Origin of the sequence: Pseudonocardia xishanensis (assembly GCF_039541715.1) — a bacterium.
GTDB classification, from domain to species: domain Bacteria; phylum Actinomycetota; class Actinomycetes; order Mycobacteriales; family Pseudonocardiaceae; genus Pseudonocardia; species Pseudonocardia xishanensis.
On record NZ_BAABGT010000027.1, the window covers coordinates 191527 to 201510 of the forward strand.

10 protein-coding genes and 1 pseudogene are annotated in these 9984 nt (G+C 72.2%); 6 read left to right on the forward strand and 5 right to left on the reverse strand.

Annotated elements, in window-relative coordinates:
- Positions 1 to 932: 932 nt before the first annotated feature.
- From ABD993_RS37055 to ABD993_RS10595, 4 genes and pseudogenes are all read left to right on the forward strand, one after another.
- A pseudogene (locus ABD993_RS37055) lies at positions 933 to 1586 on the forward strand (AAA-type ATPase lid domain-containing protein); the annotation flags it as partial.
- Positions 1556 to 1798: a helix-turn-helix domain-containing protein gene (locus ABD993_RS10585; protein WP_345415298.1), complete on the forward strand. Its 243-nt coding sequence runs from the start codon at positions 1556 to 1558 to the stop codon at positions 1796 to 1798. The pseudogene ABD993_RS37055 and the gene ABD993_RS10585, both read left to right, overlap by 31 nt.
- Positions 1707 to 2423, forward strand: a complete 717-nt coding sequence (locus tag ABD993_RS10590) for a pyridoxamine 5'-phosphate oxidase family protein (protein WP_486362895.1) — start codon at positions 1707 to 1709, stop codon at positions 2421 to 2423. Before ABD993_RS10585 ends, ABD993_RS10590 begins: the two co-directional genes overlap by 92 nt.
- Positions 2424 to 2527: 104 nt before the next feature.
- Positions 2528 to 3115, forward strand: coding sequence for a TrkA C-terminal domain-containing protein (locus tag ABD993_RS10595; RefSeq protein ID WP_345415247.1), 588 nt, complete (start codon positions 2528 to 2530; stop codon positions 3113 to 3115).
- Between the two features lie 12 nt (positions 3116 to 3127).
- On the opposite strand, the gene ABD993_RS10600 is transcribed toward ABD993_RS10595, so the two are convergent.
- From ABD993_RS10600 to ABD993_RS10615, 4 genes are all read right to left on the reverse strand, one after another.
- Positions 3128 to 3973: a sulfite exporter TauE/SafE family protein gene (locus ABD993_RS10600; RefSeq protein WP_345415250.1), complete on the reverse strand. Its 846-nt coding sequence runs from the start codon at positions 3971 to 3973 to the stop codon at positions 3128 to 3130.
- A 16-nt stretch (positions 3974 to 3989) separates the two neighbouring features.
- Positions 3990 to 5369 (reverse strand): rhodanese-like domain-containing protein, encoded by a 1380-nt coding sequence (locus ABD993_RS10605; RefSeq protein WP_345415253.1) that lies wholly within the window; start codon positions 5367 to 5369, stop codon positions 3990 to 3992.
- Between the two features lie 493 nt (positions 5370 to 5862).
- Positions 5863 to 6036 carry a hypothetical protein gene (locus tag ABD993_RS10610; protein ID WP_345415255.1) on the reverse strand — a complete coding sequence of 58 codons (174 nt, stop codon included), beginning with the start codon at positions 6034 to 6036 and terminating at the stop codon, positions 5863 to 5865.
- 298 nt (positions 6037 to 6334) lie between these two features.
- Complete coding sequence (locus tag ABD993_RS10615; protein ID WP_345415258.1) at positions 6335 to 6715, reverse strand: MerR family transcriptional regulator; 381 nt, start codon at positions 6713 to 6715, stop codon at positions 6335 to 6337.
- Positions 6716 to 7135: 420 nt separating this feature from the next.
- Here ABD993_RS10615 and ABD993_RS10620 point away from each other — a divergent pair, with 420 nt between their 5' ends.
- Both ABD993_RS10620 and ABD993_RS10625 read left to right on the forward strand, forming a co-directional pair.
- Positions 7136 to 8011 carry a PP2C family protein-serine/threonine phosphatase gene (locus ABD993_RS10620; protein WP_345415261.1) on the forward strand — a complete coding sequence of 292 codons (876 nt, stop codon included), beginning with the start codon at positions 7136 to 7138 and terminating at the stop codon, positions 8009 to 8011.
- A gap of 135 nt (positions 8012 to 8146) precedes the next feature.
- A complete protein-coding gene (locus tag ABD993_RS10625; protein WP_345415264.1) occupies positions 8147 to 8506 on the forward strand; it encodes a hypothetical protein in 360 nt (119 codons plus the stop codon).
- 365 nt (positions 8507 to 8871) lie between these two features.
- Here the strand turns inward: ABD993_RS10625 and ABD993_RS10630 are convergent, their stop codons facing one another.
- Positions 8872 to 9810: an SHOCT domain-containing protein gene (locus ABD993_RS10630; RefSeq protein ID WP_345415266.1), complete on the reverse strand. Its 939-nt coding sequence runs from the start codon at positions 9808 to 9810 to the stop codon at positions 8872 to 8874.
- Between the last annotated feature and the right edge of the window lie 174 nt (positions 9811 to 9984).

The following is a 9984-nucleotide window of genomic DNA, read 5'->3' on the forward strand; positions in this document are numbered from 1 at the left end:
GGCCCGCGCGGGACCGTCCCAACTTCGGACGGTCGTCGACTTGACCGGTGACGCATGATGTGAGCAGGCGCACAGAGAGGTGGCGGTCAGTGGGTGACGTGCTCGCTCGGCGCAGGCTCCTCACCTCGGCGCTCGCCCGGCTCCACGACCGCCCCGACGCCGAGCTGCCCGGCATCCCGGTCCAGGTCGCCGCGTCGTGGCGGCGCAGCCTCGCCCGCGGCGTCGATCCCGCCGAGATCGTGGCCCGGCGCCATGCGGACCTGGACGTCGACTCCCGGCTGGTCCGCTGCGCCCGGCCGGTGATCGAGCAGCTGGCCGAGCAGATCGCGGGCATCCCGGTGTGCGTGGTGCTCACCGACGACCGCGCCCGGCTGCTCGTCCGGAGGGACACGACCGTGGAGATCGGGCGGGCCGCGGACGCCAACCGCTTCGCCGAGGGTTTCGGCTACGACGAGGGCGCGGTCGGCACGAACGGCGTCGGCACCGTGCTCGAGGCCGGGGCGCCGGTGCACGTGGTGGGCGCGGAGCACTTCGTCGAGCCGCTGCAGCCCTACGCCTGTGCGGGCGCCCCGGTGCGGGACCCGTTCACCGGCCGGATCGAGGGCGTGCTCGACGTGAGCTGCCGGGCCGAGCACTCCTCGCCGATCCTCTACTCCGCGGTGACCTCGGCGGCGGCCCGGATCCAGGAGGCCCTGGTGCACGACCGCGACGCCGGACAGCAGGCGCTGTTCGACCTCTACACCCGCGTCGACGCCCGCTCCCGCCGGGCCGTGCTCGCGGTGGGCAGACGGATGGTGCTGGCGAACACCGCGATGCAGGCCCTGCTCGACCCCGGCGACCTCGCCGCGCTGCAGGACCACGCCCGGTACCGGATGCTGCGCGGGCCGGACGTCGACGACCGGTTGGACCTGCCGTCCGGCGTCCGGGTGCGGATGCGGGGCACCACCGTCGAGGTCGGCGGCACGGTCGCCGGGCTGGTCGCGGTGGTCTCGGAGCTGCACGACACTCCCGCGCTCCCCGGGACGGCCCCGGAGCCCGCGAGCACCAGTCCCACCTGGCGGGCGGCCTGGACCGCGGCGGCCGACGCGCTCCGGGTGGGCTCCCCGCTGCTGGTCCTCGGCGAGCCCGGGAGCGGCCGCCGCAGGCTGGTCCTCGACCTGGACCGGGAGCTGCACGGTCCGGACCGCGTCGCCGAGATCGGGCCGGGCACCACGGACGTCTCGGGCATCAGCCGAGCCGGACCGGCGCCGTTGGTCCTGCTGCGGGACATCGACCGGTGGTCGGACGTGCCGTCGGGGCTGCTGGACGCCCTGCGCGGCGCCCGGCTCGCGGCGACGGCCGCCGACGGCACCCGGTGCGGCGCGGCCGTCGCCGAGCTGCTCGCCGGGTTCCGCCGCTCGGTCACGGTGCCGCCGCTGCGCCACCGCACCGGCGACCTCCCGTCGCTCGTCGCCGACGCCCTCGCGGACCTGGCTCCCGGTCGCGACACCCGGGTCTCCCCGGAGGCGCTGCGCACCCTGGCGCGCCACACCTGGCCGGGCAACCTCCGCGAGCTGTGGGCCGCGCTGGACGTCGCCCTGCACCGCCGCCCGGTCGGGACCCTCGAGGTGGGCGACCTGCCCGAGTCCTGCCAGAGCGCACCGCGGAGCATGCTGCGCCCCGTCGACCAGGCCGAACGGGACGCGATCGTCACGGCCCTGCGGGACCTGGGGGCAACCGCACCGCCGCCGCGTCGACCCTGGGCCTGGCTCGCTCGACCCTCTACCGCAAGATCGCACAGTACCGCATCACCGCGTGAGCCGGGCTCATCAGCTCACCGGCAGCGCGTGCCCGGAGCCCTGACCGTCCGGGTGGGATGTCGAGGATCCGCACCCGGCTCCGTCACCCCGGTGACAGCGGCCGCCGTGGCCGCTCCGAACAGGGGGGACGGACCCATGGACGAGCACGAGATCGACGCAGAGCTCACCGCCGAGGGCGCACGGGAGCTGCTCGCCGCGACCTCGGGCGCACACCTCGCCTACGTGATGGAGGACGGCACCCCGCGGGTCGTGCCCGTCGGCTACTTCTGGACCGGGCACGAGTTCGTGGTCGCCACGGCAGTCACCGCACCCAAGGTGGCCGTCCTGACCGACCGCCCCGCCGTCGCCCTGAGCATCGAGGGCGGCAGCGGCGGGCCGACCTCGGCACGGGCCCTCTCCGTCCGCGGCACCGCGAGGGTGACGATCGTCGACGGCCTCGTGGACGAGTACGTCGCCGCCGCGCGGAAGAGCATGGACCCCGAGGCCGCCGCGGAGTTCGTGCGGAACTGCCGCGAGGTCTACGCCCAGCAGGCCCGGATCGCGATCACTCCGACGTGGGTGCGCTTCTACGACTTCGGCACCGGCCGGATCCCCGGCTTCCTCAAGGACCTGACCGCACGGTGACGCCCTCCGCGGCCCGAGTCCTCCGGTGGGTCGTTCGCCCCACCGCGGAAGGGGCGATCGGCACGACCCCGGGGGCGGATGCGGGGAGTCCACTGGGGAGGTGGGTGGGCGGGCGGGGGGCGGGACGGCATCGGCTCCCGCGCGCGCGGCGCCGCCGTGAACCGGCTCTGCGCATCCGTGCGGCGCTGATCGCGCTCGGCGCCCTGCTGGAGGCGTTCATGGAGGGCGATCTCCGCAGCCACCTGGGGAGGCGCAGGATGGACCGCACGTTCAGCAGGCTGAGCGGACACGTCATCGTCTGCGGCTGGGGGCGCGTCGGGACGGCGAGTCGCCGGTACCTCCGGGGGGCGGGCAGGCGGATCGTGGTGGTCGACCGCGACTCGTCCCGGCTCGCCGAGATCGACGACCCGCACGTGATCGGCGACGTCACCCACGACGAGAGCCTCGACTACCGCATCGAGGAGATCTCGGTCCCGCCGGACTCCCCGGTCGCAGGCGCCACCGTCGGCGACACCGCCATCCGACGCACCACCGGCGCGCTCCTGCCGGCCCTGCGCCGTCCCGGCGGCCCGTTCCTGGCCAACCCCGACTCCGCGACCACCCTGCAACCCGGCATGGTGCTGATCGCGCTCGGCACCGCCGAGCAGGTGGCGGCCCTCCACCGCCGCGTCCGGCCCGGCGATGACCGGTGACGGGCCGTCCGGTCAGAGGGACAGCAGGCTCTGCACGCCGACCCCGAGCCCCACGGCGAGCAGCAGGACCGCGAAGGCCCGGGTGAGGACCTCACCGGAGAGCCGGTCGGCGATCCGCTTGCCGACCACGGTGCCGAGCACGGCCGCGATCGTGAACGGCGCGATCACCCGCCAGTCCACGTCCAGGGCACCGGCACGGGAGAGCATCGACGAGACCGAGTTCAGCGTGATCACCAGCAGGGAGGTGCCCACGGCCGTCGCCATCGGCATCCGCAGGACGATGACCAGCGCGGGGATGATGAGGAAGCCGCCACCGACCCCGAGGAACCCGGTCAGGAACCCCACCCCCGCCCCGACCCCGGCCACCTTGGCCACCGACTGCAGGGACCCCGACCGCAGCAGCCGGGCCCTGCAGGCCGTCACCGTGTCGCCCACGCTCCGGGCGGGCCCGGCCGAGGGGGTCTCGACGGGCTCGACCGCGGCGGGCTCGCCGCGGGAGTTCAGCAGCATCGCCGTCGCGGCCACGAGGGTCAGCCCGGCGAAGGCGAGCAGCAGCACCGTCTGGCTCACGCGATGGTTGAGCAGGCTGCCGAGGTAGGCGGTGGGGATCCCGGCCACCCCGAGGCCGATCCCGGTGCGCCAGTCGACACCGTGCCCGCGGATCCGGCCGAGGCCGCCTGCCGCCGCGGCGATGCCGACGATGATGAGGCTGCCGGTCGTCGCGGCCTGGGCGCTCTGCCCGAGCAGGTAGACGAGAGCGGGGACGGTGAGCACACCGCCGCCACCCCCGAAACCGCCGATGACGACCCCCATCACCAGGCCGAGGCCGAGGGGCGGCAGCAGCGCGAGCAGCGACATCGGACGACCGGGCCGGTCAGCCGACCGGCTGGGCCGACACTGCCCAGGCGGCGTAGCCCCCGACCAGGTCGGAGACGTCGTCGACACCACTGCGGCGCAGCATGGAGGCCGCGACGCTCGAGCGGTAGCCCCCGGCGCAGTAGGCCACGACGGGACGGTCCGCGGGGATCTCGCCGAGCCGGTTCCGCAGCTGGGCGAGCGGAATGTGCCGCGCGCCCGGGATCGCGCCCGAGACGAGCTCGCCGACGTTGCGGACGTCGACGAGCACGGGCGGCACCGACGCGCCCAGGGCCGTCGCGAGCTGCGGCGCGGTGACCCGGCTCGCGCGCTCGACCCGGTCGGGGGCGGCGAGGAACGCCCCCTCGGGCTCACGGAGGTAGCCCGCGACGCAGTCGAACCCGATCCGGGCGAGCCGCACCACGATCTCCTCCTCGCGGTCCTGGGGCGCCACGACGACGATCTGCTCCTCGGGCCGCACGACCATGCCGGTGGTCTCGGCGAACCGCCCGTCGGCGGGCACGTTCAGCGACCCGGCGAGGTGGCAGGCGGCGAACTCGAGCGGGTCCCGCGCGTCGACCACGACGGCGCCCGCCTCCTGCAGGGCCACCACCTCCGGGAGGTCGAGCGGCTGCGCCCGACGGGCGGGGTCGAGCACCTCGTGCGGGCGCCGGTTCAGCAGGGCGTCGTAGCCGAAGTAGTCGGGCGCCGCGGGCTGACCGGCGGTGACCAGGGCGAGGAAGTCCTCCTCGGTCATCGGACGGCAGGCGTAGTTCTCCCGCCGCTGGTCGCCGATGGTCGAGGACCGCTCGGTCGAGAGGTTCCTCCCACAGGCCGAGCCCGCACCGTGGGCGGGGAGGACACGGACGGCGTCCGGCAGGGTCATCAGCCTGCGGACCGTCGCGTAGAGCATCCGGCCCAGCTCGTCCGCGGTGTGGCCGACGGAGGCGAGCAGGTCCGGCCGCCCGACGTCGCCGATGAACAACGCGTCTCCGGTCAGCACGCCGTAGGGGACCTCGTCCGCGGCGTGCTCGAAGACCAGGAGGCTGATCGACTCCGGGGTGTGCCCGGGGGTCTCCCACACCTCGAGGGCCACCTCACCCAGGACGATCCGCTCGCCGTCGGCGAGGTGGCGCACCGGGAAGTCGGCCTCCGCGCGGGAGCCGAACCCGATCCACGCGCCCGTGGCCTCGGCGAGCTCGAGGTGCCCGGCCAGGAAGTCGGCGTGGAAGTGCGTGTCGACGACCCCGACGATCGTCAGCCCGTGGGCCTGCGCGTCCGCCAGGTACTCCCCGACGTCACGGCGCGGGTCCACGACGAGCGCCTGCCCGGTCGTCTCGTCCCCGACCAGGTAGGACGCCTGCGAAAGACACTCGAGGTAGTACTGCGTGACGATCATCTACTCACTCCTCGCGACGCCCGGGGGCCCCGCAGTCTCTCCCGGCGACCGGCCGAGCTGACGGGCCGCAGGGCCCGCAGGCCGGGGGCTGTCCGTCCCTACTCGATAGCTCACCACAAATGTACGGTCTTTTGTCCATCCGTCTCGCCATGTAGACATCGCACTGTCGCATCCGCGGCGGCCCTTGTCGACGCAGGATACCCCCGGGGGTACCCTGAGGGCAGTCGTCCACCCTCGGACGGCACGACCCCACCGGCCCCGCCGATCCGAGAGGGACACCATGTGTCACCGCGTCCAGTGCCCGACCTGCCACAGACCCACCTACCGCGGCTGCGGGCAGCACGTCGAGCAGGTCCTCACCGACGTGCCCGCCGCCCAGCGCTGCGACTGCACACCTCGAGAAGGCCGCGGCTTCCTCCGCCGGTTCCTCTCCCGCCACTGACCGCGGCACGGACGGGGTCCTACCGGGTCGGCTCCCGGCTCGCGGTCGGGCTCAGAAGGGGACCGAGGCCCGGTGCGCCGCCCGGGCGGCGTCTCCGATCCGCCCCAGGAGCCCGCGGAGCCCCCGCCTCGCCTCCGTCGTCCGCGCCGCGACGGCGCGGATCGGCTCCCGCTCCTCGGCGGGCCGGGACGGCGAGGCGGAGCGCGAGACGGGCGTGGCAGACATGGCGGAGATCCTCACGAGGGGGCGACGACGACGGCGGGCCGACCGCACTCCGAGCGGATCGGAGCAGGTCAGCGAGCCGGGCGACAGAGCCGGTCGTCGACGGAGAGCTGGTCGGTCGCGAGCAGGCACACGCAGTACGCGCGCCGCATCGACGGACCCTCAGCACTCACACCGCCCAGTGCACCACCCGCACCCGGGCTCGTGCAACACACTGCGACCCGGCCGACGGTCGCCCAGCGACGCCGCGGGCGTCGAGCTGCCGCTGCCCACCCCACGTCGCCCGCTCGGGCGGACATCGTCAGGAGTGGTCGGCCGGGTGTCGTTCGGAGTCACTCGGCCGGTCCGCGGACGGCTCGCCCGCGGGGTCGCGCCGGTGCAGCTCGGCGTTGAGGCGGCGGGCCTCGTCGAGCTCGTCTTCGAGGACGACGATGCGGCAGGCCGCCTCCAGGGCGGTCCCCCCGTCGACCAGCGCGCGGACCCGACCGGCCAACCGCAGCTGGTGCCGCGAGTAGCGGCGGTGTCCGCCCGCGGAGCGTTCGGGGTCGAGCAGCCCGACCTCGTCCAGGCTGCGGAGGAAACCGGCGGTGGTGCCGAGCATCTCGGCCGCGCGGCCCATCGTGTAGGCCGGGTAGTGCTCGTCGTCGAACCTGTCGGATGAAGAAGGGTGTACTCGGGCCATCGCACCTCCATGACGAGGGGCCCCGGTGCACGTGCACCGGGGCCCCAGGGGTTTCAGCTGTTCACACTGCCGATCCGACGATCGGTCTCGACCCGCAGAAGCCGGAAACCAGACACTGCGGGCACACGCATCCGAGTGGTAACCGAGAATCACCTTCCGTTCCGACGAGACGACACGCCCGACGACTCGGAGGTCGTCGACGGCGCGATCTGACAGAGTGCTGCTTCCCTTTCCTCGGTGTTGCGGACTTGCCGGTTCACTTGTCCTGCGGTCGTGCGACTTCCTGGTGGTGCTCCACGGGCAGTTTCGTCATCTCCCGCGATTCTCAGGTCTTCTGTGTTGTGCTGATGAGGAGACTACCCACCGCTGCGGACGAATGTCTACCTCAGCGGGAGGAGATTTTCTGGTGCAGACGATCCCGTGCTCACCACCCGTCCGACCACCGAGCAGATCGCGGAGATCGCGGAGATCGGGCACGTGCTCGGTCACGTCCTCGTCGTCAACCGGCGCTACACGGACCTGTTCGAGTGGGGACAACGCACCACCGCCTTCTCCCTCTCCGCCGAGATCCAGCGGCGGCTCCTGCCGCCCGCCTTCACCTGTGAGGCGGGGCAGTTCACCCTCGCAGGCCGGCTCGAACCGGCCGGCACCGTCGGCGGCGACACGTTCGACTACGCCCTCGACCGGGGCACCCTGCACCTGTCGATCACCGACGCGGCCGGGCACGACGTGCAGGCGGCCATGCTCGCCTCGGTCCTCGTCGGCGCCCTCCGCAACGGCCGCCGCGCGGTCCGGGACCTGCACTCCCAGGTCGTCGACGCCAACGGGGAGCTCGTGGCGCACTCCGGGCCGGGATGGTTCGTCACGGGCCAGGTCGTGCGGATCGACCTGGAGCGCGGGACAGCGGGCATCGTCAACGCCGGCCATCCGCGTCCCCTCCGGCTGCGCCACGGCCAGGTCGAGGAGCTGCCGCTGGCGATCGACGTGCCGTTCGGCCTCGACCCCGACAGGTCCTTCCAGGTGCAGCCGCTCGTACTCGAGCCCGGCGACCGCATCGTGTTCGTCACGGACGGGATGCTCGAACGGAACGCCGCCGACCTGGACTTCCCCAGCGCCCTGCTGGACTCGGCCCACCTGCACCCGCGCGAGGTCGTGCACGAACTCGGCGCGGCCGTACTCCGTCTGACCGGCGGGAACCTGCGTGACGACGCCACCGTGCTGTGCCTGGACTGGTACGGCGGGTCGACGGAACGGGAGACCCACCACGGCGCCAGCCAGGAGCTCGCCTCGAAGTGACCCCGGGAGCAGGGGGACCCCACCGTCCACCGCCCGATCCACCGATCGCCCGACTCCGCCGGACCCGCTGCCGGACGAACCTGATGGTCGACGCCGGAAGAGCCGGCGCCGACCATCGAACAGAAGGCACCAGCAATGCAGAAGACCATCCTGGCGGCCACCGCGGCCACCGCGGCCACCGCGGCCACCGTCGTCGCCGCCGGCCTCGTCGGGTTCGCCGGATCCGCCGCCGCCGCGGAGGTGGGCTTCCCCGCCCACATCATGGCGCCGACCACGGCCTACCAGAACTCCAACAACCAGTCGGGCGCCGTCTTCACCAACCTGAAGGCCGACCAGCCCGTCACCGCGCTCTGCTTCACCGAGGGCCAGGAGATCAACGGCAACCAGAACTGGTTCCGTATCAGCCTGACCCCCGACCCCCAGGGCAGGACCGGGTTCGTGCACAAGGACTCGATCAGCGTCCAGGCCACACCCGAGCAGATGAAGCACTGCTGACCCGCAGAGGGTCAGAACCCGCGAGGGACACCGTCGCGGCGGCGGACGCCCACGTCCGCCGCCGGGGCGCGGGCGGACCAGCGCGACTCGTCGGATACCGGTGGGCCGAATGGAGCCCGATACACTCCATCCCCGGCCGTACACGACGGCCGGGGACGGAGGATGTGCTGTGCGCCCGAAGGGATTCGAACCCCTAACCTTCTGATCCGTAGTTGGGGAGCAGTCGACTCCATCCCCGGCAAGCAGCGACTTCGCTGGGACGGCGAGCGCCCGTTCGCGCACCAGAGGTACGGCTGCGCAGCAGTTCGTGGATCAGTCGGTGGATCAAGATCACCCGCACCGGCGTAGCCCAGGAGAGCCAGGCGCTAAGGCGCCACACGTGCGATTGCGGCTCGCTTAGCGGCCTCGAACTCGTCGTCAGTCAGTAGCCCCTGAACGCGAAGTGCGGCCAACTTGCCGATCTCATCGGCTAGCCCACCACCAACCGGAACCGTAGCCTGTTGAGCGTTCATCACAACTGTCGGACGCTTCACCTCGGCTATGCGCCCGCGCATCTCGTTTAGCATAGGCAGTGCTTGCTGATACAACGGCTTCGACATGGGCAGGGTGTTCGACAACGTCCACGGATTGTTGCTGTTGGAGTTCGTCGGCTTCAGCGAGCCTCGCCAGTAATCCTTGTTGCCGGACCCCTGATAGCTCGGGGTCAGAATCTCCAGCACCCCGTTGAGCATCCCGGCGTTGTACTCGATACCCGTGATCTCGCCGTACGGGAATGTCGTGATCCGGCCGCCTCCGAGTGACCCTGCCATCATGCTCGTCATCGCCCGCACCTTGACGATGAGACAGCGGTCCCCGAATGCCGCGAGTGCGCCGCCGCCCGACTCGCCTCCAACGGCGAACCAGGCGACCTCACCGGGCATGGCACGGTCTCTGATCGCTCCCCATGTCTTCTCCGAGATTCGACCTCCGACTGCCCGCACCTGGCGCCACGCCGAGTCCTCTCTCCCGGCAGTGTCGGCACGGGCGGACACAGCCCGTCCAACCTCCGGAGACAGCCCGAAGGCGGCGAGGCGCTGCACGTGAGCCAGAACCATCGGAGCATCGGGCGCAGGAAGGTCACCGAAGTTGATCTCGGCGCCGTCCCTGGTTCCAACAATCAGGCAGTTGCGTCCGGAGAATCGCTTCTGCAGATCGACCCGGGCGATCTGGTCGGCGACTATCTCGAGTGCGACCTTTCCTGCTTGTAGTTGGGCTGCCCCGAACGCCATCACGCGCGCGCTCGTCACGACCAGACCGTCTGCCATGGGCCGGAGTAGGTTGGTACGTGAGACAGCAGTGAAATGCTCACCGGGATAGAGACGGTGTTGCAGCGCGGGCAACCAAGCCGAGACCTGCTTGTCCTTGACCTTGGAACCGACTGGTCAAGTCCGCTGGCGTGGTGTGTGACGACTACCGCGTGATCTTCTCGTTCTGTCAGG

Coding starts and splice junctions, on each gene's coding strand:
- ABD993_RS10610 (WP_345415255.1), bottom strand. CDS start 6,036: ATGTCTGCCACGCCCGTCTCGCGCTCCGCCTCGCCGTCCCGGCCCGCC.
- ABD993_RS10600 (WP_345415250.1), bottom strand. CDS start 3,973: ATGTCGCTGCTCGCGCTGCTGCCGCCCCTCGGCCTCGGCCTGGTGATG.
- ABD993_RS10630 (WP_345415266.1), bottom strand. CDS start 9,810: ATGGCAGACGGTCTGGTCGTGACGAGCGCGCGCGTGATGGCGTTCGGG.
- ABD993_RS10605 (WP_345415253.1), bottom strand. CDS start 5,369: ATGATCGTCACGCAGTACTACCTCGAGTGTCTTTCGCAGGCGTCCTAC.
- ABD993_RS10615 (WP_345415258.1), bottom strand. CDS start 6,715: ATGGCCCGAGTACACCCTTCTTCATCCGACAGGTTCGACGACGAGCAC.
- ABD993_RS10625 (WP_345415264.1), top strand. CDS start 8,147: ATGCAGAAGACCATCCTGGCGGCCACCGCGGCCACCGCGGCCACCGCG.